Annotated in this window: 21 protein-coding genes and 1 pseudogene; 17 read left to right on the plus strand and 5 right to left on the minus strand. The window is 47.5% G+C overall.

The annotated features are described in order from the left end of the window. Positions 1 to 85 precede the first annotated feature (85 nt). From rclA to rclC, 3 genes are all read left to right on the plus strand, one after another. A complete protein-coding gene (gene rclA / locus HBM92_RS18700; protein ID WP_001046333.1) occupies positions 86 to 1411 on the plus strand; it encodes a reactive chlorine resistance oxidoreductase RclA in 1326 nt (441 codons plus the stop codon). Positions 1412 to 1519: 108 nt separating this feature from the next. Continuing rightward, positions 1520 to 1756, plus strand: coding sequence for a reactive chlorine resistance periplasmic protein RclB (rclB, locus tag HBM92_RS18705; RefSeq protein ID WP_000474088.1), 237 nt, complete (start codon positions 1520 to 1522; stop codon positions 1754 to 1756). 11 nt (positions 1757 to 1767) lie between these two features. Next, entirely contained in the window at positions 1768 to 2361 is a 594-nt protein-coding gene (rclC, locus tag HBM92_RS18710; protein WP_001298546.1) for a reactive chlorine species resistance protein RclC, read from the plus strand. A gap of 159 nt (positions 2362 to 2520) precedes the next feature. Here the strand turns inward: rclC and HBM92_RS18715 are convergent, their stop codons facing one another. Further along, complete coding sequence (locus tag HBM92_RS18715; RefSeq protein ID WP_001295799.1) at positions 2521 to 3390, minus strand: aldo/keto reductase; 870 nt, start codon at positions 3388 to 3390, stop codon at positions 2521 to 2523. Positions 3391 to 3637: 247 nt separating this feature from the next. Here HBM92_RS18715 and HBM92_RS18720 point away from each other — a divergent pair, with 247 nt between their 5' ends. Beyond that, a complete protein-coding gene (locus HBM92_RS18720; protein ID WP_000620996.1) occupies positions 3638 to 4495 on the plus strand; it encodes a helix-turn-helix domain-containing protein in 858 nt (285 codons plus the stop codon). Positions 4496 to 4619: 124 nt separating this feature from the next. On the opposite strand, the gene fdeC is transcribed toward HBM92_RS18720, so the two are convergent. Beyond that, positions 4620 to 8870, minus strand: coding sequence for an inverse autotransporter adhesin FdeC (gene fdeC, locus HBM92_RS18725; RefSeq protein ID WP_000092538.1), 4251 nt, complete (start codon positions 8868 to 8870; stop codon positions 4620 to 4622). Between the two features lie 565 nt (positions 8871 to 9435). Between fdeC and HBM92_RS18730 the strand changes: the two genes are divergently transcribed. After that, the gene (locus HBM92_RS18730; RefSeq protein ID WP_001174452.1) at positions 9436 to 10287 is read left to right on the plus strand and encodes an aldo/keto reductase; all 852 of its coding nucleotides are present in this window, start codon (positions 9436 to 9438) and stop codon (positions 10285 to 10287) included. 26 nt (positions 10288 to 10313) lie between these two features. Continuing rightward, positions 10314 to 11303: an aldo/keto reductase gene (locus tag HBM92_RS18735; protein ID WP_001172293.1), complete on the plus strand. Its 990-nt coding sequence runs from the start codon at positions 10314 to 10316 to the stop codon at positions 11301 to 11303. Between the two features lie 30 nt (positions 11304 to 11333). Here the strand turns inward: HBM92_RS18735 and HBM92_RS18740 are convergent, their stop codons facing one another. Continuing rightward, complete coding sequence (locus HBM92_RS18740; RefSeq protein ID WP_001356933.1) at positions 11334 to 12227, minus strand: LysR family transcriptional regulator; 894 nt, start codon at positions 12225 to 12227, stop codon at positions 11334 to 11336. A gap of 199 nt (positions 12228 to 12426) precedes the next feature. Next, a complete protein-coding gene (locus HBM92_RS18745) occupies positions 12427 to 13353 on the minus strand; it encodes a LysR family transcriptional regulator (protein ID WP_001304867.1) in 927 nt (308 codons plus the stop codon). Between the two features lie 156 nt (positions 13354 to 13509). On the opposite strand from HBM92_RS18745, the gene HBM92_RS18750 reads away from it, so the two are divergent. From HBM92_RS18750 to ykgO, 5 genes are all read left to right on the plus strand, one after another. Further along, positions 13510 to 14430, plus strand: coding sequence for an alpha/beta hydrolase (locus HBM92_RS18750; protein ID WP_000860032.1), 921 nt, complete (start codon positions 13510 to 13512; stop codon positions 14428 to 14430). 171 nt (positions 14431 to 14601) lie between these two features. Further along, entirely contained in the window at positions 14602 to 15744 is a 1143-nt protein-coding gene (locus HBM92_RS18755) for an NADH-dependent flavin oxidoreductase (protein WP_000182341.1), read from the plus strand. Between the two features lie 472 nt (positions 15745 to 16216). Further along, positions 16217 to 16318, plus strand: coding sequence for a small membrane protein YkgR (ykgR, locus tag HBM92_RS18760; RefSeq protein ID WP_000662258.1), 102 nt, complete (start codon positions 16217 to 16219; stop codon positions 16316 to 16318). A gap of 364 nt (positions 16319 to 16682) precedes the next feature. Further along, positions 16683 to 16946, plus strand: coding sequence for a type B 50S ribosomal protein L31 (locus HBM92_RS18765; protein ID WP_000803998.1), 264 nt, complete (start codon positions 16683 to 16685; stop codon positions 16944 to 16946). Continuing rightward, complete coding sequence (gene ykgO, locus HBM92_RS18770) at positions 16946 to 17086, plus strand: type B 50S ribosomal protein L36 (protein WP_000866436.1); 141 nt, start codon at positions 16946 to 16948, stop codon at positions 17084 to 17086. Before HBM92_RS18765 ends, ykgO begins: the two co-directional genes overlap by 1 nt. Before the next feature lie 34 nt (positions 17087 to 17120). On the opposite strand, the pseudogene ykgL reads toward ykgO, so the two are convergent. After that, positions 17121 to 17346: pseudogene (gene ykgL, locus HBM92_RS18775) on the minus strand (protein YkgL). Between the two features lie 823 nt (positions 17347 to 18169). On the opposite strand from ykgL, the gene ecpR reads away from it, so the two are divergent. The 6 genes from ecpR (at position 18170) to ecpE (ending at position 24962) form a co-directional block, all read left to right on the plus strand. Next, positions 18170 to 18712, plus strand: a complete 543-nt coding sequence (gene ecpR / locus HBM92_RS18780; RefSeq protein WP_000389022.1) for an ECP biosynthesis operon DNA-binding transcriptional regulator EcpR — start codon at positions 18170 to 18172, stop codon at positions 18710 to 18712. 74 nt (positions 18713 to 18786) lie between these two features. Next, on the plus strand, positions 18787 to 19374 hold the full coding sequence (ecpA, locus tag HBM92_RS18785; protein WP_000730982.1) for a common pilus major fimbrillin subunit EcpA: 588 nt from the start codon (positions 18787 to 18789) through the stop codon (positions 19372 to 19374). 56 nt (positions 19375 to 19430) lie between these two features. Continuing rightward, entirely contained in the window at positions 19431 to 20099 is a 669-nt protein-coding gene (gene ecpB, locus HBM92_RS18790; protein ID WP_000716404.1) for a fimbrial chaperone EcpB, read from the plus strand. 25 nt (positions 20100 to 20124) lie between these two features. Further along, positions 20125 to 22650 (plus strand): fimbrial usher EcpC, encoded by a 2526-nt coding sequence (gene ecpC / locus HBM92_RS18795; RefSeq protein ID WP_001131117.1) that lies wholly within the window; start codon positions 20125 to 20127, stop codon positions 22648 to 22650. After that, positions 22640 to 24283 carry a fimbrial adhesin EcpD gene (gene ecpD, locus HBM92_RS18800; RefSeq protein WP_001265646.1) on the plus strand — a complete coding sequence of 548 codons (1644 nt, stop codon included), beginning with the start codon at positions 22640 to 22642 and terminating at the stop codon, positions 24281 to 24283. Before ecpC ends, ecpD begins: the two co-directional genes overlap by 11 nt. Further along, entirely contained in the window at positions 24252 to 24962 is a 711-nt protein-coding gene (gene ecpE / locus HBM92_RS18805; RefSeq protein WP_001295798.1) for a fimbrial chaperone EcpE, read from the plus strand. Before ecpD ends, ecpE begins: the two co-directional genes overlap by 32 nt.

Consider the following 24962-nt stretch of genomic DNA (forward strand, 5'->3'; position numbering starts at 1 on the left):
TATCAAGCGTTGTGAAGAAATGTTATTTGCTCTTTTGCGTCTATAGTCATGATGTCAAATGAACGCGTTTCGACAGGAAATCATCATGAATAAATATCAGGCAGTTATTATTGGTTTTGGCAAGGCTGGAAAAACATTAGCCGTCACGCTGGCAAAAGCAGGTTGGCGTGTGGCTCTCATCGAACAATCAAATGCAATGTATGGCGGGACCTGTATTAATATCGGCTGTATCCCAACCAAAACATTGGTTCATGACGCACAGCAGCACACAGATTTTGTCCGTGCCATACAGCGTAAAAATGAAGTGGTTAATTTTTTACGTAATAAGAATTTTCATAATCTTGCGGATATGCCCAATATCGACGTGATCGACGGCCAGGCGGAGTTTATCAATAATCATAGCCTGCGTGTTCATCGGCCTGGGAGAAATCTGGAGATTCATGGCGAGAAAATTTTTATTAATACCGGTGCACAAGCCGTGGTTCCGCCAATTCCTGGAATTACCACCACGCCTGGTGTATATGACAGCACCGGATTACTTAATCTAAAAGAATTGCCTGGGCATTTAGGTATTTTGGGCGGCGGATATATTGGCGTTGAGTTCGCCTCTATGTTCGCTAATTTTGGCAGCAAAGTAACCATTTTAGAGGCAGCTTCGCTGTTTTTGCCTCGGGAAGATCGGGATATTGCTGATAATATCGCGACGATTTTACGCGATCAGGGTGTCGATATAATCCTCAATGCCCATGTGGAGCGAATCAGTCACCATGAAAATCAAGTGCAAGTGCATAGCGAGCACGCCCAACTGGCGGTGGATGCACTGTTAATAGCTTCCGGTCGTCAACCGGCTACCGCTTCGTTACATCCAGAAAATGCAGGTATCGCAGTAAACGAGCGCGGGGCAATTGTCGTTGACAAGCAATTACATACCACCGCAAACAATATTTGGGCGATGGGAGATGTTACCGGCGGGCTGCAATTTACTTACATTTCACTGGATGATTACCGCATTGTGCGTGATGAATTGCTGGGAGAAGGCAGACGTAGTACTGATGATCGGAAAAATGTGCCTTATTCCGTATTCATGACACCGCCACTGTCCAGGGTTGGTATGACAGAAGAACAGGCCAGAGAGAGTGGTGCTGATATTCAGGTGGTGACATTGCCTGTAGCTGCAATTCCGCGTGCCAGAGTGATGAATGATACTCGTGGGGTATTAAAAGCGATTGTTGATAATAAAACCCAACGTATATTAGGGGCATCACTGCTATGTGTTGACTCCCACGAGATGATCAATATAGTGAAAATGGTGATGGATGCCGGGCTGCCTTATAGCATATTACGCGATCAGATATTTACTCATCCGTCGATGAGCGAATCACTCAATGATCTATTTTCATTAGTCAAATAAACTCAAAATCAGACGCCAGAACAAATATTCTGGCGTCTCAGAGAAAAGAATCTTATTAATTCCCTGTTACTTTATAACTTCTTAATCACTTCATTGATGGTATTTTATATGTTTAAAAAATCTGTTTTATTTGCAACACTATTATCTGGCGTTATGGCATTTTCCACCAATGCAGATGATAAAATAATTCTGAAACATATCAGCGTCTCATCAGTATCAGCATCACCGACAGTTCTTGAGAATGCCATTGCTGATATGGCCAGAAAATATAATGCTTCATCCTGGAAAGTTACATCGATGCGAATTGATAATAATTCAACCGCAACAGCAGTATTGTATAAATAAGGATGTTTACAATGGAAAGATACCTGCACCTGTTAAGTCGGGGAGATAAAATTGGCCTGACATTGATTCGTCTGAGTATTGCGATTGTTTTTATGTGGATTGGGTTATTAAAGTTTGTCCCTTACGAGGCAGACAGCATTACACCATTCGTCGCAAACAGTCCACTAATGTCGTTCTTTTATGAACACCCGGAAGACTATAAACAGCATCTGACTCACGAAGGCGAATACAAACCAGAAGCAAGAGCATGGCAAACGGCTAATAATACCTATGGTTTTTCCAACGGTCTTGGCGTCGTGGAGGTGATTATTGCTCTGCTGGTTTTGGCTAATCCTGTCAATCGCTGGTTAGGTTTATTGGGTGGGCTGATGGCATTTACCACGCCGCTGGTAACACTCTCATTTTTAATCACCACCCCGGAGGCATGGGTACCCGCATTGGGTGACGCTCATCATGGTTTCCCTTATTTATCCGGTGCTGGTCGTCTGGTATTGAAAGATACTCTGATGCTGGCAGGTGCTGTCATGATAATGGCAGATTCGGCGCGGGATATTCTTAAACAACGCAGTAATGAATCCAGTTCAACGTTAAAAACTGAATATTGATAATCCGAACACTGTCTGTTGTTCACTTTTTCAGGCGTCAGGCTCCCTTTCTGATGATGAAGCCTGACGCCATATTACCGGAGATATGACAGAGTGAAGGTCAATATCACTCCCCTATTAAAAGATTCTTGTCGTCTCAGGTAAAATAAGTGATTAATATCAATCATGTATTTTTACAGCAAGACAACCACGAACAAACTCAGGATTAAAATGTTTTACCGATTCCCCAACATAACCCAAATCAAGCGAACTAATTTGCGCCATTTCTTTCTCTGTCAGTGAGAAATCCCAAATAGCAAAATTTTCTTCGATACGCTGTTGATGTGTCGATTTCGGAATAACGACCACTCCCCGTTGAATATTCCAACGCAGAATGACCTGAGAAATCGATTTTTGATGGGCATCTGCAATACTCTGAAGCAGATTATTTTCAAAGGGTTTATGTCGTCCACCACCTAACGGAGCCCATGCTTCAGGCTGCACGTTATAATACTTCATGGTTGCCAGCGCCTCTGGTTGGGCAAAATAGGGATGCAACTCGACCTGGTTGACCATCGGTTTAACTCTTACCGTTTCACAAAAGTTCGCCAGAACATGAGGGTAGAAATTGGAAACCCCAATCGCTTTTAATTTGCCCTCTTCATAGGCATCTTCGAGTGCACGCCACGCACTAAAATAATCGCGCATGGCCTGGTGCAATAAATAGAGATCGAAGTATTCTAGCCCCGATTTTTTTAATGATGCTTCAATACCTGCTGCTGCAATATCCTGATTCAACATATCCTGCACCCACAATTTAGACGTTATAAATAACTCTTCTCGGGTACATAAACCTTCAGATATGGCTTCACGAACGGCTTCACCGACGGCATCTTCATTACCGTATACCGCTGCAGTGTCGATGAGTCGATAACCCGTGCGGATAGCATTCAACACTGACTGTTTGCACACGTCTTTATCGGTAACCTGAAAAACACCAAATCCCATCATCGGCATTTTCAGATTGTTACTTAATACGGAAAATTCCACTGTCAGTCCCTCCATTAGGTATGAACAATGAGTCTACGTTAAAACGTAACCTCAAATTAGTATGTGGATTTTGATATCACTTATGCAAAAAATTCATTAATAATGTAGGACTGAAACCTCTCTATTTTTGGGGCAATGAAGCAGACGCTATCAGTGCTTTTGCCTTGGGACTTGCTGTTTTTGATACACTTAGGGCCCAGGACATAACGAAAATGTGCGATATGACAAAGAATTAACGGAGTATGTGATGATCAGGCAGAAGATTCTACAGCAGCTCCTGGAGTGGATTGAGTGCAATCTTGAGCACCCTATTTCAATCGAAGATATCGCACAGAAATCTGGCTACAGCAGACGCAACATCCAGCTTCTGTTCCGAAATTTCATGCATGTGCCTTTGGGAGAATACATTCGCAAACGAAGGCTTTGTCGTGCCGCCATTCTTGTCCGGCTCTCCGCGAAATCTATGCTTGATATTGCACTCTCTTTGCATTTTGATTCACAGCAGTCATTCAGCCGCGAATTTAAAAAGTTATTCGGCTGCTCTCCCCGTGAATACCGCCACCGTGATTATTGGGATCTCGCAAATATCTTCCCTTCTTTTTTAATACGTCAACAGCAAAAGACGGAGTGTAGATTAGTCAACTTTCCTGAGACACCTATTTTTGGCAATTCATTTAAATATGATATTGAAGTGTCGAATAAATTACCGGATGAAGAAGTCAAACTGCGACGTCATCATTTAGTCAGATGTATGAAGAATTTTAAGACGGATATCTATTTCGTCTCCACGTTCGAACCATCAACAAAATCGGTCGATTTGCTCACAGTTGAAACTTTTGCCGGTACGGTATGCAAACAAACCGATTCAGAGATGCCGAAAGAGTGGACAATTAACCGAGGACTGTATGTCTCTTTCCGCTATGAAGGTGAGTGGGAGCACTACCCTGAATGGGCGCGAAACCTCTATCTGATGGAATTACCTGCCAGGGGGTTAGCCAGAGTGAACGGCAGTGATATTGAGCGATTTTATTACAATGAAAACTTCGTCGAAATTGATAGCAATAACATTGTTTGCGAAATTTTTATCCCCGTTCGCCCGGTTTAGCCTGTAACTCCATCACATAAGATTTACCCTACCCTGCCACCGTCTAATCGGTGCCAGGGTAGGTATTCAGTAAATAATGGCGCTGCGCATGTCAACGCCATTATTATTTATTACATCGTCGTTTTTATTTCTCCTCAGCGCCTTCAGTATCTGCAGGAACGGCGTTAATTGTCACAGTCACTGGTTTCATTTCATACCCTCCATATGTCAAAGAGTTGAATGTGAATGTGTATGTACCTGGCTTGTTGGTACTAAATGTACGCGTGATTTTCCCGCTCGCGAAATGGTCATTTTTCGACGGCAGGAACTGATAATCCGCCTCTGTCACCCCTTCCGGAGCCTCAATGTCGACCCACATGGTTCCTCCTACGGGGTTGACACCCGACATCAGAGTAACCGTCAGTGTTGCAGTAGTCTTCCCGTCCGCCACCAGAGAATCTACACGCTCTGGAGATGCAGCGAGCACCGCGTTTTTATCATCCGCGACGAATTTAGATTCGGCAGTTTTCGTCGATTCCTGACCGTCGGCCTGTTCCACTTTCGCCGTGAGTGTATATGTCGCTGCGACAGTGGTCGTGGCGGTGAAAATAGCCTGCCCTTGCTCATTCGTTGTCGCCGTCCCATTGGGAGTCAGAACTAAATTTTCCGGGCTGGCAGTCAGCGTCACTTCGCTATCTTTCAGCAGGTTGTTATTGGCATCAGTCACCGTAACTTTATACGTCTGTTTGGTTTTGCCGTCCGCCACTGCACGGTTGCCAATCACCTCAATACTGGAGATGGTCGCCGTAGTCTTATCAGCCACAAACGTTACAGACTGCGCATTCGAAGGCTGGTCATTTCCTGCTGACGCCGTGATCTCATAGGTTCCGGCAGTCACGGAAACCACTTTCAGTTCCGCTTTACCCTCCTTGTCGGCGTTCACCATGATATTACCGTCTGCAAGCGGTTTGACGCCCCGAGGCAGATTAAAGACGACCACAGCGCCAGGAAGAAGGTTGCCGTATTGATCCTTAACCGTTGCCGTCAGCGTAAAGGCATCTTTGCCGTTTGCCACTTTTTGAGCAGCGGCGTCTACCTCCAGGCTCGCCTGACCGGTACTGAAATCCGCCTTGAATTTCACCTTGACCGTCTTCTGAGAGTTTTTCACCGAGGCCTCGATCTCAAGTTCCCCTGCAACCGTTGACATAAGCTCAATGTCCACTTTCCCTGCCGCATTGGTTGTTACTGTATTCCCCGTCTTGCTGGTCACACCCTGCGGTAAAGTCAGCGTAACTTCTTGCCCCTGCAACGGGTTACCATAGCTGTCCACGACGGTCAGGGTTATCTGGTTAGCAGACTGTCCATTAGCCAGTTGGTTATTAACCTTCACTGTCATATCACGAATCTCAGCCTTAGATGCGTCACCTGCAACATTCAGCACCAGTGGCTGAGCAACGGCATTTTGGCCGTTCACTCGCGGCATCACAGACAACTGACCCGCGGCAGATCCCAGCGTTAAGGTCGACACGTAGACCCCATTACCTTTCTCTGTCCAGTTTCCTGCTGAAGGACGCTCACTCCCCGTGCTGGCGGCACCACTAAACACTGGTGCATCTGGCTTCAGCCCGGTGACCGGATTCCCGTACGCATCCTTCACGGTGAAGGTGAGTTCCGTCGTCGTTTTAACCGTTGGAGTTTTATTGTCCGCAACAAGCGTAGAGTTCGCTGATGACATCTCTCCGGCAATAACAGTCAGCTGCGCGGCTTCGGTGGCTGCAGGCTGGCCGTTGAAGAGCGGCATGACACGAAGCTCGCCCGTCTTTCCGCCTGTAGTTAACGTAGCAACATAGGAACCGTCACCTTTTTCGGTCCAACTGGAAACGGTCGCCCCTTCAGAGGCGGTCCCCGTCAAACTTGCCGACAACGAAAGACCACTGATAGCGTTGCCATGCGCATCTTTCGCCACCAGCGTTACGGTTGTGCTTTCACCGGCTTTTACGTGATCTTCTGCGACAGAGACTTTCGACTGGTTTGAAGATAATGCATCAGCCACCACGGTTACTTTTGCCGCATTTGCTGCCGCGTCCTGCCCATTGAGCTTCGGCATAACGTCTAATTCACCCGCCGTAGTGCCGAGAGAAATCTGCGCAGTCCAGGTCCCGTCGCCATTATCCGTCCAGCCTGATGCCGTAGAACCAGCAGCAGCTGCGCCCGATAATGACGGTGCATCCGGATTGAGGCCAGTTACAGGGTTGTCATTAGCATCTTTTGCCGTCCAGATTGCCGTAACTGTACCGCCAACCACCGGTTTATCAGGATTCAGTGTGATGGACGAATGTGCTGCATCAAGCGGCCCGGCAACAAACTTCAGCGTTTGTTGTAATGTGCCCAGCTGATACTGCTCGCTGAAGGCACGCACAACAACGTTTCCGGCACGGGTCGAAGAAACCGTGGCGCTGTAAACCCCTGGTTTTATTTCCGAAATGGCACCAACGGTTACACCATTAGTGTCTTGCGGAACAAGTCGCAGGCGGCTGGCTTCTCCCGTCACCGGATTACCCTCGGAGTCCACCGCTGTCAGTGTCAGCGTGTAGGCTTGCTGACCATCAGCAACCACATCACCTGACGGCTCGTTAGCGCTCAGGGTGGAGTTTGCCACATCCATCATCGTGGCCCGCAGTTCTGCAGTGACAGTTTTGCTCATGTCATCAACGCTAACAGTAATCGTTGCCTCACCTGACTGCGTTCCGGTAGTAAAGACAGACTGATACACCCCTGCTTCAGTTTCGGTGAACTCACCCAGTGTTGGCTTTGCCTGTGATTTAGTGGCCTTCAGGGTACGAGTCACAATATTTCCAGCCGGTTTGAAGGTTAGTTCAGTCTTGATCTGATCTTTCATGCCCGTGACTGGCTGCCCCTCGGCGTCGCGCAGAGACAGCACCAACGGCTTTTGCTCATTACCGTTAGCAAGCATTTGAATACGGCTCTGACCGTCAAGCGTTAACGCCGTACGATCGGCGCTCATACCAGCTCCGCTAATAACCACTTCTGTCTGCACACGTTTCGAGGCATTGCCTTTGTTATCGTAGGCAATCGCTGAAATCGCATAATAATTGTCTTTGCCTGCCTGATAAGCCGGGAGCGTCACTTGCCACTGATTGCCCTGCCCCGTAATTTTTCCGCCTGCGGCCAGCAAAGACGGCGCTTCCCATTGCACATTTTTCAGACCGTGAGTTGCTTTGCTGACCACAAGCCCCAGGGAAACCGTCTGGCCGCCCTTGCCTTCAATACGCTCAGGCAGAGCAATACGGATCACTTCAGATTTGCGATACTCAAGAACGATATTGTTATTACGCTCAACCAGGTCATAGCGGCTGCCTGCCAGCATTCGACGCTCGCGAATGCTGTCTGTATCGAGTTGTTTTTCCAGAGGTTCGCCAATCCGATAATTAACTTCCAGGCCAAAGCGAGTGTCATTCTCACCACTCTTGCCCTGCTTATGCCCGGCACTCAGGGTCAGAAGAGGCACTGGCGTGTAATTCACTTCAGCGGTAATCGCATGTGGATCTTTCTGGCGTTTATCTTTACCAAACAGCCCGACTTCATCGCCATAATACTGTTCATACATCAGGCTTGCGCCAAGCTGCGGCCAGGCAGGTAAATAGCCCTCAGCACGAATATCCCAGCCATTCGCCGGGCGTTCCTGATAATCCTCAACATCCGGCGATTTTTTCCAGCCAGAAGCCCGGATATAACCATTGGCGCTCAGTTTCAAATAATCACGCCAGTATTCCGCACCAACACCAATGCGGGTATGACTACGGGATAAATCATGATCGATAAAAGTATTCACCCCCGCCATCCAGTCATTTTCTGAAAAATGACGCCAGCCAAAACCAATATTTGACTGAGTACGATCGTCGGTACGATGTATTGCCCCCTGAGTGAACAACATATTTGTCGGTGTATCATAAATCGGATAAAGCATTTCCAGCGAAGAGTCCTTCAGCGAGAATTTTTTATCGACATTCAGTTTGACGCGCGCAGTACCGTATTTCCCGAGCCACTCCTGAATTTCCTGGTTAGCTTTAGCGGTGGCCATTCCGGTAATAAAGTTACGTGTCGCATCGCTATCTGGCTGACTGCTTAAAAATGTCCCGGCATTAGCGGCAAGCGACGCGACATTTTTCTCCACGTTATTATCAGCAGTTACCGTAGTATTTTCCATGCTCAACCGTGGCTGAACCGCATGCTGCGCACGTGCTGCCATTACTGGCGTAAAGGTGACTGCGAGTGGAAAAAGAACCTGAACAGAGATATTTGCCCACGCCACGCAGCGGGCCAGAACTGAATAACGAAATCGTGGCTGTTTATTGTCTGTTTTATAACGTGACATTGAGATAATTTCCTGATGAACGAATTAACGAACATAGGCAGACACAAATAATGGCGTCTGCTTGTCAGAAAAACCGGGGATTTCCCGGTTTCCTTTTCCACAGAAAAGGAAATACCTTTATGTAAGAAAGTACACCGCCACCTAATATATCCAGTGTCTGTAGCCACTCATCAGGTGGTTGGGCGCGGGATTATATTTTTATTTATGGGTAAAAATTTAGCTTTTTGTGCAAGTCATTAAATAGATACTTAAGTTATATTTCTTACTCTGCGGGCAGTGAATAATTCATTATTCAGAGTGAATAATAATGACCCGCCTTTAATTAACTGCTATTGGGAGTACGTCGAAGTAAGTATATACGCTGGGATAAACCAATATATTTTTTATGGACATTCATTTTTATTCATCGGACTGTAAATTCCGGGGATATCGAACTTGCACGACTAATCTCAACCCTCAAACAGATTTATGAATTTTGTTCATAACCCCTGACAAATCCTGCCGTCTAATCGAGCTCTTCCCTTTACGTTATGCTTCTCATGAACGATAACGGAAGGATAACACCATGCAAAAAGTAAAACTGAACAACGGTATTGAAATGCCCCTGTTGGGCTTTGGTGTATTTCAGATGACCGATGCCGCCGAATGCGAAAGAGCGGTCATTGACGCTATTAACAGCGGTTATCGACTGATTGACACCGCCGCCTCTTATCAAAATGAAATCCAGGTCGGGAACGCACTGAAACAAAGCGGTATCGCCCGTAACGAACTCTTTGTCACCACGAAACTCTGGTTGCAGGATACCAGTTACGAAGGGGCCAAAGCCCAGTTCGAACGCTCTCTGAATCGACTGCAACTTGATTACGTTGACCTGTACTTGATTCACCAGCCATATGGCGATGTCCACGGAGCCTGGCGTGCCATGGAAGAGCTGCAACAGGCCGGTAAAATTCGCGCTATTGGCGTCAGTAACTTCCATCCTGACCGACTGGCAGACCTTATCGCTTTTAATAACGTCGTTCCGGCGGTAAACCAGGTTGAAGTTAACCCTTTCAATCAGCAGCTACAGGCCGTTCCCTGGATGCAAAGTCGTGGCATTCAGCCAGAAGCCTGGGCACCGTTTGCGGAAGGGAAAAATGGTCTGTTCCAGCATCCTGTTCTCACGGCAATTGGCGAGAAGTATGGCAAAAGCGTGGGCCAGGTTGTTCTGCGCTGGATCTACCAACGAGGCATTGTTTCACTGGCAAAATCAGTGCGAAAAGAACGCATGGAAGAGAACATCAACATTCTCGATTTTGAACTCAGCCCTGAAGATATGCTGCAAATTACCGCCCTGGATACCGCAACCAGCGCGTTCTTCTCTCACCGCGATCCCGCAATGGTGGAATGGCTGACTGGCCGCAAACTTGATGTTTAAGCCGCGATAAAAGAGGTATTCATTCAATGCAAAAACGTTATCTGGGTAAATCCGGACTCGAAGTCTCCGCCCTTGGGCTCGGTTGCATGGGCTTAAGCCACGGCTACGGCCCGGCGACCGATACCCGTCAGGCTATCGAACTTATTCGTGCTGCGGTTGAACGTGGCGTCACCTTCTTCGATACCGCCGAAGTGTATGGTCCGTATCTGAATGAAGAAGTGGTCGGCGAAGCCTTAAAACCGTTTCGTGACCGCGTGGTAATTGCCACTAAATTCGGTTTTACCTTCGGCAATGATAATAAGCAGCAGATTTTAAACAGCCGTCCGGAACATATCCGTGAAGCCGTTGAAGGATCATTACGTCGTCTGAAAACAGATGTTATTGACCTGCTGTATCAACACCGTGTTGATCCAGATGTTCCTATTGAAGATGTTGCAGGAACGGTGAAAGACCTCATCGCAGAAGGTAAGGTCAAACATTTCGGCCTGTCTGAAGCAGGAGCACAAACCATTCGTCGTGCACATGCGGTACAACCTGTCACCGCCCTGCAAAGCGAATATTCCATGTGGTGGCGTGAGCCTGAACAGGAAATTCTGCCGTTGCTTGAGGAACTGGGAATTGGTTTTGTCCCCTTCAGCCCACTAGGTAAAGGTTTCCTGACAGGGGCGATTAAGCCGGGAACCACTTTCGGCAAAGATGATTACCGCAGCACCGTACCGCGTTTCGCAGCACAAGCCATTGAAGCCAATGAAAAACTGGTCACCTTGTTAGGTGAACTGGCTGCGGAGAAAGGGGTAACGTCTGCACAAATCGCACTGGCATGGCTATTAGCACAAAAGCCGTGGATTGTTCCCATCCCTGGCACCACTAAACTGCACCGGCTGGAAGAAAACCTGGCCGCTGCTGACATTGTTCTTTCGCAGAAAGATACGCAGCAGATAAGCGAGGCGCTGGAAACAATTAAAATCGTCGGTGAACGTTACTCGCCTGAACATCAGGCACGCGTAGGCCGCTAATACCCAAACGGGTCCAGGATAAAGGACCCGTTATTCGGTGTAGCGAAGCGCATCGATCAACAACGCAAAAGCTGGCGGATGCTGCTTGCGGCTGGGGTAGTAAAGATAATACCCAGGAAAAGTTGGACACCACTCCTGTAACACCTGAATAAGCTTGCCTGACTCTATATACTCCTGAACCATGTCTTCAGGGACACAAGCGATCCCAAACCCTGATAACGCGGCATCAATTCTTTCTGGCAATGGACTACACGTCAGTTGCCCATCAACCTTAACGCGAAGCGGTTTCCCTTCTCGCTCGAACTCCCAGTGGTAAAGCCCACCGGCAGTTGGCAAACGCATGTTGATGCAGCGATGATTTTGTAGCTCATGAGGCGTTTCAGGCGCAGGGTTTGCAGCAAAATACGCCGGAGCTCCCACCACAGCCATCCGCATATCTGGTCCAATCCTGACTGCAACCATATCTTTATCAACATTTTCACCCAGTCGTATCCCGGCATCAAAACGGCCTTCAACAATATCGACAAAACCATTATCCACCACCAGTTCGACATTGATTTCGGGATACTCTCTGAGAAAAGGTTTTAGCTTCGGCCAGACCAGACTTCGCGCGGCATGTTCCCCGGCAGATAACCGAATATTCCCGGAGGGCATGCCGTTCAATTGAATAAGTGATTCCAGTTCCTGTTCAAGCTCGTCAATACGCGGTTCAAGGCAGGCAATGATTCTCTCCCCCGCTTCTGTGGGAGCCACACTGCGGGTAGTCCGTGTCAGGAGGCGGATATTGAGCCTTTCCTCCAGAGCCTTCATTGCATGGCTAAGTGCAGACTGAGAGACGCCGAGTTTGCCCGCTGCTTTGGTAAAACTTCGCTCTCTTGCCACCACAAGAAAGATTTGCAGTTCGTTGAAGTTTTCTTTGAGCATTGGCGATTTCCTTGTAGAAGCATCCTCTTCACAGACACTCATGAAGGGGGGCATAGATGCTATTATTTTAACCACATTATTAGTAACAATGATAATCTGGCTGTATCGAAAATAATTCTAAACTTTCAGGAGATTTATTATGAATAAACGTATCCTCACGATTGCGCCATTCTTCTTACCGATATTCTGACACACATCATTAACTTTCTATTTTTACTCTTTTCTCCACCATAAAATCAATAAAAGCACGAACTTTAGAGGGCATTCTCACCCGTGATGAAACATATATATAAAATCCAGGAAATGAAACGGCCCAATCCTCAAGAATCGGCTGTAACTTGCCCGCATTGATATGTTCAGCGATTGCAAAATCCAGATGTTGAATGATACCCGTTCCATTCAGCGCCATTCGTATCATGCTTTCGTCATCATTAGAAATATACTTACCTGACACCTCTATTTCGAACTCTTCATTACCCCCCACAACATTCGAAAACTCCCATGCTGAGAGTGCACCGCTACTTTTATGCCGCAACCGAAGACAATTATGGTTACTCAATTCCTGAGGAGTTTCAGGAATACCGTGTTCTTTTAAATAATCTGGCGATGCCACAGTAACCAGTTTAATAAGCGGAGAAACAGGAACGGCAGTCATATGCTCATCCAGTCCTTGCTCAAGACGTATGCCCACATCACAGCCGTCCGCAATAATGTTAGATAAACCGTCATCCATAATGAGTTCTATCTTTGTTTTGGGGTAACGAGTAAGAAACTCGCCAATATGAGGTTCAACAAGCATCCTTGCTGCAACACGGGAGGAATTTATTCTCAACAGTCCTGTAGGTTCAAGTTGGGTATCACCGACATCTTTCAACGCATCATCAATTTGCCCCAAAGCCGACACCAGCACTTCATACAGATGCTGTCCTTCCTCAGTAAGCGACATATTGCGGGTCGTACGGTATATCAGCTTGGTGTTAAGACGTTCCTCAAGAGATTTTAAATTCTGGGACAATGCGGCCCGCGTAATACCCATTTCAGAGGCTGCTCTGGAAAAACTGCCGGCACGAACAATCAGCGCAAACCAGGCAAGAGAAGGCAAAATTGAAGGCTCTATTTTCATCATTGTAAACCTTAACTTAACACTGTGATAGATATTAGACCATTGATGATAACCAATACAAGTCATACTATTACGCCGTTCGCGATATGAACACGAATGCCAGTTGCGGATAATAGAAATGATATTTAAATCTGTTTAGGCAAATCCCTGGAGCTTGAAATGAAAACTGTTTCGATAAAACACACTTACTGGGATATAGCTGCTGATATCTATTTCCCTGACGATTTTAATAGTGAAAAAAAGTATCCTGCCATTATCAGTGCCCATCCAATTGGAAGCTGCAAAGAACAGACATCGGGTAGTGTGTATGGTGCCGCCCTGGCAAAAGCTGGCTTTATCGTCATTGCTTTTGATGCCAGTTTTCAGGGAAGCAGCGGTGGAGAACCGCGTTATCTGGAAGATCCAACAATGCGAGTAAAAGACTTCAGCATTGTCGTTGATTACCTTACCACCTTACCTTACGTTGATGCCGGGCGTATTGGTGTACTGGGTATTTGTGGTGGAGGTGGATATGCCATTAATGCCGCAATGACAGAACGTCGGATTAAAGCCATTGGTACTGTCACGGGTGCAAACTACGGGCGTCTTATGCGTGAGGGATTTACAGCGTTTAATCCTATCGGAGCACTCGAAGCAATGGCGCAACAAAGAACAGACGAAGCTAACGGCGCAAAACTTCGCGTAGATGATTTGCTCCCTTCTTCTCCGGAAGCAGCTCTTGAAGCGGGATTAACAGAAATAGACCTTTTTGAAGCAACAGAATATTATCGTTCGCCACGAGGCTGTGCGCCTAATGGGGTAAATCGTTCGCTATTTTCACATCAGACTGTTGCCGTGGGCTGGGATGCTTTTCATCTTGCAGAAGTCCTGTTAACTCAACCACTAATGGTTGTAGTGGGCGATAGAGTGGGCGCTTTTGGTGCCTATCGTGACGGCTGCGAAATTATTGGTCGTGCAGCCTCAAAACATAAAGAACTGGTCGTGGTTGAAGGTTATTCACATTACGACCTGTATGATAAGCCAGAACCTGTGAAACAGGCGCTCGATAAATTAATTCCTTTTTACAAAACACATTTGTAATAACCTTGCAGGGAGATTCATTATCTCCCTGACATTTATCCTTTATTGACTACACGACAATAATGAAATTACTCAAAAAGAATTCTATTAAAGAAAAAAGCATCAAAAAGCAGCAACTCAACTTATTAAGATTATACGCATTAAAATCAGATAAACATTTGAGGTATTGTTATGACAAATAAACACCCATCATTGTTTTCTCCTTTTATGCTGACAGAAAAAATAAAGCTACGTAATCGTATCGTTATGGCTCCTATGACAACCTGGTCAGCTAATCCTGATGGAACCATCTCTGAGCAAGAACTCGAATTTTATAAACGTCGCTCACAAAATGTTGGTTTAGTAATAACAGGATGTACCTATGTCACGCCAAGCGGCATTGGGTTTACTCATGAATTTGCCGCGTATGACGACCGTTTCATTAACAGCCTTGAAAAGTTAGCAGCTGCAGCCAAAAGTGGCGGTGCTCCGGCTATTTTGCAGATTTTCCACGCCGGTAATAAAGCCATCCCGGAGCTTGTGCCAAATAACGATGTTATTAGTGCCAGCGCATCAAGCGTAAAATCTGGTGACTTTATGAAGAGAGTGGTACAAAGCAGGGAAATGACTGAAAACGAAATTCAGGAAACCATTAGAGCATTCGGAGATGTCACAAAAAGGGCGATTAAAGCAGGTTTTGATGGCGTTGAACTTCATGGTGCGCACGGATTCCTTCTGCAGAATTTCTTCTCCCCTCTATTTAACCAGCGTAATGACCGATGGGGAGGAGATCTTGAAGGACGTATGCGCTTCCCGCTGGCCGTATTACAGGAAGTAAAAAATGTAGTCTATGAATATGCGACAAAGCCCTTTGCTATCGGTTACAGAATATCTCCTGAAGAATCTGTAACAGGGGGGCTGCGGATAGAGGATACTTATAAACTCCTTGATCGGCTCATTTCATCCGGTATTTCGTATATACATACCTCGCTGGTCAGTATTAACGATAGCTACCCTGTTGAGTCGCCAAATGGCCCCCGAACTATTGAATTGATTTTAAATCATATTGCAGGCAGAGTGCCGGTAATCGCCGCAGGTAAAATACGCACACCGTCTCAGGCTCAAGAAGCAATTTCCGCTGGCCTGCCACTTGTTGCGATCGGTAAAGGGCTGGTGATAAATCCAGAATGGGTGACTTTAGCTGAATCAGGTAGAAGTCATGAAATTCAAACAGCCCTTAATCCACAACGCGTTCCTGAATTAACCATTCCGGATAAACTATGGGATCAAATTCAGGCATCGAAAGGAACTGGCTGGTTTCCGTTAATGGATTAAATATCGATTACTCTCCCGAGAGTAAAACTATCAAATCAATGAGTAACCGATACAGCCTCGCAAATTCTTTCAGATAATTAACCCGTCACTGCGGCACGTTCTCTCGTAAGGCGTGCCTGCAGTGTAATCCAGTATGTATCCGGCATAGTTGACGGTTTAATAGACTCAATTCCTCTCCCTGGTTACCTACAACGATATCTTGTATAACACCCCAGGAGATACGACGTTACGATGAGATGCGATATGCTCCTCAGCGCCAATCAACGCCAGGACTGGGCCAGTCTTGAGATCAGACTCATTCCCGTAACTGATTTCAGGCGACATATATCAATGACATTGGGGCAATAAAAGATAGCCGATGTAATACATCTATTCAAATTTGTGATACATGTCAAAAAATTGGTTGACCAAACTCGTTATTTATATAAGGGCACTTACGAAGTGCACTCTTTTTTAAAGCGAGGAAGTACCAATGAAAGAGAATAAAGTACAGCAAATCAGTCATAAACTGATTAATATCGTTGTTTTTGTCGCAATTGTAGAATACGCCTATTTATTTCTCCATTTCTATTAATAACGGCAATAAACTGTTCACTTCAGTGATATTTAAAATATGCATCCTCTCCCTTTTTTGTAAGTAATTATTATATCCGTGGGAGAGGAATACACATTGTCAGGTAATCAATCATGCTGCAATAAATCATCGGCCAGTAAAGTGGAGATAGCCTCCATTCTCGAAAAATCCATACTCTCAGCGAAACCATCATCAATCACTCATCCAGGCGTTTATGGGAGCGTCGCCAATGGCTGCTAACAATGCCAGACTTCCCCGTTGCGGAAATTCCACATCCCACAAATAGTCACAGTGATTGGGTGTTGAAATGATCCGGATGAGCATGTATCTTTACGGTTATGTTATAACATAACAGGTAAAAATGATGAAACCCAATATCCATCCTGAGTATCGTACTGTGGTGTTCCACGACACCAGCGTTGATGAGTACTTTAAAATCGGCTCGACTATCAAAACAGACCGTGAGATTGAGCTGGATGGCGTAACGTATCCGTACGTAACAATTGATGTCTCTTCGAAATCGCACCCGTTCTATACAGGGAAGCTGAGAACAGTGGCATCAGAAGGAAATGTTGCACGGTTCACCCAACGTTTTGGTCGTTTTGTTAGCACGAAAAAGGGGGCATGATGAAAGTCCTTAACTCTCTGCGTACCGCAAAAGAACGCCATCCAGACTGTCAGATTGTGAAGCGAAAAGGACGGCTGTATGTGATTTGTAAATCTAATCCACGTTTTAAGGCCGTTCAGGGTCGTAAGAAAAAACGTTGATTTAAAATTCGACGAATTAACGATATTTGTCTGATTAATAATCAGACCGGATTAATGTTGGTGTATTTATTACACCAGCATTAATTTTCCTGGGGATGTATCTTCCTGTTCATTTAAGGTCAACTGCCTGACGTTTCTCTCCGAATATTCCATTATATTAATGTTGACTTGTTGACCAGCTGCGCCCTGTATGCTGGCATCAACTCTATTTTAGACTGAACACGCCACTCAGTTTCCTCCCTTTGCGACGCAGCCTGCATTTACACTCAAACTGTTAAGATGATAAATGTGGTAAATCTGTTGGTACTGACATAAAAACGTTTACGCCACAGGAACGGCCAGATCCATCGGTAACCCCATCGCCGACGTTCGAGTGCCAGTTAGAGTAACGCGTACAGATGACTGAATGCAGTGCCCTGGCAAAGAGGCCATCGTTCCTGTGACAACTGGCAGTCTTCGTTTAACTTCACTTAATTTGGCTCTTGGGGGGCTTACCGGACAGATGACGTACTTACACCTGTTTAATTTTTCATCACTTATTGGGATGAACACCCATAACCATTTTGTGCGGCATGTTAATCCATTAAAACACCTTACTGATTGGCAAATCATCTTTAATTATGACTTATGATAGTTTTATATTCTATTTCTTATCATTTAAACTTGTTTTTTTACTAGTCCATTACACAACACATTAAGACTATTCCTAACACCTCAGGGCAAAGTTCCTGGCTAATATAAAATGCAAGTAAGAATTGAACGTTATATTGCCAATAACCTTATGAAACTGAATGTCTTTTTCTTCTTATCAAAAAAGCAATATTTTCATTTTTTGTAAATATTGACTTAACCATGGAATTCATTTTCTGTTCACATATTGACACTCATCAGGAAAAAAACATAAATTTAAACCTAATCGAAATAATTAAAACTTAATCTCGTTTAACCTATATTGATATGTGCTACGTATCTTATTTACTTCCGATTTACTAAAGAAACTGAATGTACCTGTAAAAATTACAGGTTTGGAAAGTAGTGACATGGCAAAATGATTACAGCAGGGACTATGAGGTTAAAAACCATATGGAATGTCAAAACCGTTCTGATAAATACATCTGGTCTCCCCATGACGCCTACTTCTATAAAGGACTATCTGAACTGATTGTGGATATCGACAGATTAATTTATCTATCGCTGGAGAAAATCAGAAAAGATTTCGTGTTTATCAATCTCAATACGGATTCTTTAACTGAGTTTATAAACCGTGATAATGAGTGGTTATCCGCGGTAAAGGGGAAACAGGTCGTATTGATTGCGGCCAGAAAGTCAGAAGCCTTAGCAAATTATTGGTATTACAACAGCAATATTAGGGGCGTGGTATACGCTGGACTGAGTCGTGATATTAGAAAAGAACTGGCCTATGTGATTAATGGCAGGTTCCTGAGAAAAGATATTAAGAAAGATAAAATCACTGACCGGGAAATGGAAATTATCCGCATGACGGCTCAGGGAATGCTGCCTAAATCGATTGCCAGAATTGAAAATTGTAGTGTGAAGACAGTGTATACCCATCGGCGGAATGCAGAGGCCAAGCTGTACTCAAAATTATATAAGTTGGTTCAGTAAACTCCAGGCAAGTTAGTTTTAAAAAATGACTCACCGGGACTTCATGTCCTCAATTCAACTCGGGAAGAAAAGCAATGAAAAAAAAGGTTCTGGCAATAGCTCTGGTAACGGTGTTTACCGGTACAGGTGTAGCGCAGGCTGCTGACGTAACAGCTCAGGCTGTAGCGACCTGGTCAGCAACAGCCAAAAAAGACACCACCAGTAAGCTGGTTGTGACGCCACTCGGTAGCCTGGCGTTCCAGTATGCCGAAGGCATTAAAGGTTTTAACTCACAAAAAGGTCTATTTGACGTGGCTATCGAGGGTGACTCAACGGCTACCGCCTTTAAACTGACCTCACGCCTTATCACCAACACCTTAACCCAGTTGGATACCTCAGGTTCCACACTGAATGTGGGCGTGGATTATAACGGCGCGGCAGTCGAAAAAACTGGCGATACCGTGATGATCGATACCGCCAACGGCGTACTGGGCGGCAACCTTAGCCCACTGGCTAACGGTTACAATGCCAGCAATCGTACCACCGCACAGGATGGTTTCACTTTCTCCATCATCAGCGGCACCACCAATGGTACCACCGCAGTAACCGATTACAGCACTCTACCGGAAGGCATCTGGAGCGGCGACGTTAGCGTACAGTTCGACGCTACCTGGACCAGTTAATCTCTCTGATGTACCAGCAGGGGTACCCCCCTGCTTTATTCCTGGACGGAATTGTTATGAAAAAGCACCTTCTGCCTCTCGCTCTGCTGTTTTCCGGAATATCACCGGCCCAGGCGCTGGATGTCGGCGATATATCATCGTTTATGAACAGTGACAGCAGCACGCTGAGCAAAACGATCCAAAACAGTACCGACAGTGGCCGCCTCATCAATATCCGTCTCGAACGGCTCTCTTCACCGCTTGACGACGGGCAGGTTATCGCAATGGACAAGCCGGATGAGTTGCTACTCACTCCCGCCAGCTTGCTGCTACCCGCCCAAGCCAGCGAAGTGATCCGCTTCTTCTATAAGGGACCAGCAGATGAAAAAGAGCGCTACTACCGCATTGTCTGGTTTGATCAGGCCCTCAGTGATGCGCAGCGCGATAATGCCAACCGTAGCGCTGTGGCCACTGCTTCCGCCCGCATCGGCACCATTCTGGTCGTCGCACCCCGCCAGGCGAACTACCACTTTCAGTACGCCAACGGCTCCCTGACAAATACAGGAAATGCGACGTTGCGGATCCTCGCCTACGGCCCCTGCCTGAAAGCCGCCAATGGTAAGGAGTGTAAAGAGAATTACTACCTGATGCCGGGCAAGTCGCGTCGTTTTACCCGCGTGGACACGGCGGATAACAAAGGACGGGTTGCACTTTGGCAGGGTGATAAGTTCATTCCCGTGAAATAGATAGCTGTGCAGATGGATAACGACAATGCCTTTACGACGGTTCTCCCCAGGACTGAAAGCCCAGTTTGCCTTCGGCATGGTCTTTTTGTTCGTTCAGCCCGATGCCAGCGCTGCTGACATAAGTGCGCAGCAAATAGGTGGGGTGATTATTCCGCAGGCCTTCAGTCAGGCGCTTCAGGACGGCATGAGCGTCCCGCTCTATATTCATCTCGCCGGTAGCCAGGGTCGCCAGGACGATCAGCGAATCGGCAGCGCTTTTATCTGGTTGGATGATGGACAGTTACGCATCCGAAAAATACAGCTGGAAGAGAGTGAAGATAACGCCAGTGTCAGCGAACAAACTCGACAGCAGCTGACGACTCTGGCCAACGCCCCGTTCAATGAGGCCCTTACCATCCCCCTGACTGACAACGCGCAGTTGGATCTCAGCTTGCGCCAACTGCTGCTGCAGCTGGTGGTCAAGCGCGAAGCGCTGGGCACCGTACTACGCTCACGTAGCGAAGACATCGGGCAGTCCAGTGTTAACACCCTCAGCAGTAATCTGAGCTATAACTTCGGCGTCTATAACAACCAGTTGCGTAACGGCGGGAGCAACACCTCCAGCTATCTGTCGCTGAATAACGTTACTGCGCTGCGCGAACATCACGTGGTGCTCGACGGCTCACTGTACGGGATTGGTAGCGGTCAACAGGACAGTGAATTATATAAAGCGATGTATGAACGCGATTTTGCTGGTCACCGATTTGCCGGTGGAATGCTCGACACCTGGAACTTGCAGTCCTTAGGGCCGATGACCGCCATTTCAGCAGGGAAGATTTACGGCCTTTCCTGGGGAAACCAGGCCAGCTCCACCATCTTCGACAGCAGCCAATCGGCCACGCCAGTGATCGCCTTTTTACCGGCGGCGGGCGAAGTACATCTCACCCGTGATGGGCGACTACTAAGCGTTCAGAACTTCACCATGGGCAATCATGAAGTGGATACCCGGGGTCTACCGTACGGTATTTACGATGTGGAAGTTGAGGTAATCGTTAACGGTCGCGTGATCAGCAAACGCACCCAGCGGGTCAATAAGCTGTTTAGCCGGGGACGTGGCGTCGGTGCACCGCTGGCGTGGCAGATATGGGGCGGTAGCTTTCATATGGATCGCTGGTCGGAAAACGGGAAAAAGACGCGACCAGCCAAAGAGAGTTGGCTGGCAGGTGCCTCGACCTCCGGCTCACTGAGTACGTTTAGCTGGGCGGCAACGGGATATGGATACGATAATCAGGCGGTGGGTGAAACCCGTCTGACGCTGCCGCTTGGGGGGGCGATCAACGTTAACCTGCAAAACATGCTGGCCAGTGACAGCTCATGGAGCAACATCGCCGGCATCAGCGCCACTCTACCTGGAGGCTTCAGTTCGCTGTGGGTTAACCAGGAAAAAACCCGCATTGGCAATCAATTGCGACGTAGCGATGCCGACAACCGTGCAATCGGCGGCACACTCAACCTGAACTCACTGTGGTCGAAGCTGGGTACGTTCAGCATCAGCTACAATGATGACCGCCGCTACAACAGCCATTATTACACGGCAGATTACTATCAAAGTGTCTACAGCGGTACCTTTGGTTCGCTTGGCCTGCGGGCCGGTATTCAGCGCTATAACAACGGCGACAGCAGCGCCAATACAGGGAAATATATCGCTCTCGATCTCTCGCTACCACTGGGCAACTGGTTTAGCGCAGGGATGACCCATCAAAACGGCTACACCATGGCAAACCTGTCAGCACGCAAACAGTTTGATGAAGGAACCATTCGCACTGTTGGTGCCAATCTGTCACGAGCCATCTCCGGCGATACCGGTGATGACAAAACCCTCAGCGGTGGGGCGTATGCACAGTTCGACGCTCGTTACGCCAGCGGAACGCTGAACGTCAATAGCGCGGCGGACGGCTACATCAATACCAATTTGACCGCCAACGGCAGCGTCGGCTGGCAGGGTAAAAACATCGCTGCCAGCGGGCGGACCGATGGCAACGCTGGGGTGATATTCGACACTGGCCTGGAGAACGATGGTCAGATCAGCGCCAAAATCAACGGGCGGATTTTCCCGCTTAACGGCAAGCGTAACTATCTCCCGCTCTCTCCCTATGGAAGATATGAGGTGGAGTTGCAGAACAGCAAAAACTCACTCGACAGTTACGATATCGTCAGCGGTCGCAAAAGTCATCTGACTCTCTATCCAGGCAATGTCGCTGTCATTGAGCCAGAGGTGAAGCAGATGGTTACCGTCTCCGGTCGTATCCGTGCGGAAGACGGCACACTACTGGCTAACGCACGGATTAACAACCATATCGGCCGAACCCGAACCGATGAAAACGGCGAGTTTGTCATGGACGTGGATAAGAAATACCCCACTATCGATTTTCGCTACAGTGGCAATAAAACCTGCGAAGTGGCACTGGAACTCAACCAGGCGCGCGGTGCCGTCTGGGTCGGTGATGTGGTCTGCAGCGGCCTCTCATCGTGGGCGGCGGTGACGCAGACAGGAGAAGAGAATGAGAGTTAACCTACTGATAGCGATGATAATCTTTGCGCTAATCTGGCCTGCAACCGCGCTCAGAGCGGCAGTGAGCAAAACAACCTGGGCGGATGCTCCGGCACGCGAGTTTGTGTTTGTCGAAAACAACTCAGACGACAACTTTTTCGTCACTCCTGGCGGGGCGCTGGATCCGCGCCTGACCGGTGCCAACCGCTGGACCGGTTTAAAATACAATGGTTCAGGAACCATCTATCAGCAAAGCCTCGGCTACATTGATAACGGTTACAACACCGGCCTTTATACCAACTGGAAGTTTGATATGTGGCTGGAAAATTCACCAGTTTCATCTCCTTTAACTGGCTTGCGCTGCATCAACTGGTACGCAGGGTGTAATATGACCACCAGTCTTATCCTGCCGCAAACCACCGACGCCAGTGGATTTTATGGCGCGACGGTGACCAGCGGCGGCGCGAAATGGATGCACGGCATGTTGTCAGACGCGTTTTACCAGTATCTGCAACAAATGCCCGTCGGCAGCAGCTTTACAATGACCATCAATGCCTGCCAGACCTCTGTGAACTATGACGCCAGCAGCGGCGCACGCTGTAAGGATCAGGCCTCCGGCAACTGGTATGTTCGCAACGTCACCCATACGAAAGCAGCAAATCTGCGGTTGATAAATACCCACTCGCTGGCGGAAGTATTTATCAACAGCGACGGAGTACCGACTCTGGGCGAAGGGAATGCCGACTGCCGGACGCAAACCATCGGCAGCCGTTCAGGATTAAGTTGTAAGATGGTTAACTATACCCTGCAAACGAACGGACTCAGCAACACCTCAATCCATATATTCCCGGCGATCGCCAACTCGTCGTTAGCCTCGGCCGTCGGGGCGTACGATATGCAGTTCAGTCTGAATGGCAGTTCATGGAAACCGGTGAGCAATACTGCCTATTACTACACCTTCAACGAGATGAAGAGCGCAGACTCGATCTATGTGTTCTTCTCGAGCAACTTCTTTAAGCAGATGGTGAACCTCGGGATCAGCGATATCAACACCAAAGATCTATTCAACTTTCGCTTTCAGAACACCACATCACCGGAGTCTGGCTGGTATGAATTTTCTACCTCCAACACGCTGATTATCAAACCCCGTGATTTCAGCATCAGTATTATCTCCGATGAATATACTCAGACACCGTCGCGGGAGGGATATGTTGGCAGCGGCGAGTCGGCACTCGATTTCGGCTATATCGTAACCACCAGCGGTAAAACAGCTGCCGACGAAGTGCTGATCAAGGTGACCGGACCCGCGCAGGTGATTGGCGGGCGCTCCTATTGTGTCTTCAGCTCCGATGACGGTAAGGCGAAAGTACCGTTCCCGGCGACACTTTCCTTTATTACCCGCAACGGAGCTACAAAAACCTACGATGCCGGGTGCGATGATAGCTGGCGGGATATGACCGATGCGCTGTGGTTGACCACACCGTGGACTGATATCTCTGGCGAAGTGGGGCAGATGGATAAGACCACAGTCAAATTTTCGATTCCAATGGATAACGCCATTTCTCTGCGTACGGTAGATGATAACGGCTGGTTTGGCGAAGTCAGCGCTTCAGGAGAGATTCATGTTCAGGCGACGTGGCGTAACATTAACTAAGGCCCTGCTGACAGTGGTCTGTATGCTGGCGGCACCTTTGACACAGGCGATTTCGGTCGGCAATCTGACTTTTTCACTGCCGTCCGAGACTGACTTTGTCAGCAAACGTGTCGTGAATAACAACAAAAGCGCACGGATATACCGTATTGCCATCAGTGCTATTGATAGCCCGGGCAGCAGTGAATTGCGCACCCGACCGGTGGATGGTGAACTACTTTTCGCCCCCCGCCAGCTGGCGTTGCAGGCTGGTGAGAGCGAGTATTTTAAATTTTACTATCATGGTCCACGGGATAACCGCGAGCGCTACTACCGGGTCTCATTTCGCGAGGTCCCCACTCGTAACCTGACAAAACGCAGCCCAAGCGGCGGTGAGGTCAGCACGGAGCCGGTGGTGGTGATGGATACCATTCTGGTAGTACGACCACGTCAGGTTCAGTTTAAATGGTCCTTCGATCAGGTGACCGGAACGGTAAGTAACACCGGCAACACGTGGTTTAAGCTACTGATTAAACCAGGATGTGATTCGACCGAAGAGGAAGGCGATGCCTGGTATCTACGTCCGGGAGACGTGGTTCATCAGCCTGAGTTACGTCAGCCGGGGAATCACTATCTGGTCTATAACGACAAATTCATTAAGATTAGCGATTCCTGTCCGGCTAAGCCCCCTTCGGCGGACTAA

Origin of the sequence: Escherichia sp. E.sYA108 (assembly GCF_011754335.1) — a bacterium.
Lineage (GTDB): Bacteria > Pseudomonadota > Gammaproteobacteria > Enterobacterales > Enterobacteriaceae > Escherichia > Escherichia coli.

Excerpts from the sequence above, each read along its gene's own strand:
- HBM92_RS18730 (WP_001174452.1), top strand. The coding sequence starts at position 9,436 with ATGCAAAAAGTAAAACTGAACAACGGTATTGAAATGCCCCTGTTGGGC.
- HBM92_RS18765 (WP_000803998.1), top strand. The coding sequence starts at position 16,683 with ATGAAACCCAATATCCATCCTGAGTATCGTACTGTGGTGTTCCACGAC.
- HBM92_RS18755 (WP_000182341.1), top strand. The coding sequence starts at position 14,602 with ATGACAAATAAACACCCATCATTGTTTTCTCCTTTTATGCTGACAGAA.
- fdeC (WP_000092538.1), bottom strand. The coding sequence starts at position 8,870 with ATGTCACGTTATAAAACAGACAATAAACAGCCACGATTTCGTTATTCA.
- ecpB (WP_000716404.1), top strand. The coding sequence starts at position 19,431 with ATGAAAAAGCACCTTCTGCCTCTCGCTCTGCTGTTTTCCGGAATATCA.
- rclC (WP_001298546.1), top strand. The coding sequence starts at position 1,768 with ATGGAAAGATACCTGCACCTGTTAAGTCGGGGAGATAAAATTGGCCTG.
- HBM92_RS18735 (WP_001172293.1), top strand. The coding sequence starts at position 10,314 with ATGCAAAAACGTTATCTGGGTAAATCCGGACTCGAAGTCTCCGCCCTT.
- ecpR (WP_000389022.1), top strand. The coding sequence starts at position 18,170 with ATGGAATGTCAAAACCGTTCTGATAAATACATCTGGTCTCCCCATGAC.
- rclA (WP_001046333.1), top strand. The coding sequence starts at position 86 with ATGAATAAATATCAGGCAGTTATTATTGGTTTTGGCAAGGCTGGAAAA.
- ykgR (WP_000662258.1), top strand. The coding sequence starts at position 16,217 with ATGAAAGAGAATAAAGTACAGCAAATCAGTCATAAACTGATTAATATC.
- ecpD (WP_001265646.1), top strand. The coding sequence starts at position 22,640 with ATGAGAGTTAACCTACTGATAGCGATGATAATCTTTGCGCTAATCTGG.
- HBM92_RS18745 (WP_001304867.1), bottom strand. The coding sequence starts at position 13,353 with ATGATGAAAATAGAGCCTTCAATTTTGCCTTCTCTTGCCTGGTTTGCG.
- rclB (WP_000474088.1), top strand. The coding sequence starts at position 1,520 with ATGTTTAAAAAATCTGTTTTATTTGCAACACTATTATCTGGCGTTATG.
- ecpC (WP_001131117.1), top strand. The coding sequence starts at position 20,125 with ATGCCTTTACGACGGTTCTCCCCAGGACTGAAAGCCCAGTTTGCCTTC.
- HBM92_RS18740 (WP_001356933.1), bottom strand. The coding sequence starts at position 12,227 with ATGCTCAAAGAAAACTTCAACGAACTGCAAATCTTTCTTGTGGTGGCA.
- HBM92_RS18750 (WP_000860032.1), top strand. The coding sequence starts at position 13,510 with ATGAAAACTGTTTCGATAAAACACACTTACTGGGATATAGCTGCTGAT.
- ecpE (WP_001295798.1), top strand. The coding sequence starts at position 24,252 with ATGTTCAGGCGACGTGGCGTAACATTAACTAAGGCCCTGCTGACAGTG.
- ykgO (WP_000866436.1), top strand. The coding sequence starts at position 16,946 with ATGAAAGTCCTTAACTCTCTGCGTACCGCAAAAGAACGCCATCCAGAC.
- ecpA (WP_000730982.1), top strand. The coding sequence starts at position 18,787 with ATGAAAAAAAAGGTTCTGGCAATAGCTCTGGTAACGGTGTTTACCGGT.
- HBM92_RS18720 (WP_000620996.1), top strand. The coding sequence starts at position 3,638 with ATGATCAGGCAGAAGATTCTACAGCAGCTCCTGGAGTGGATTGAGTGC.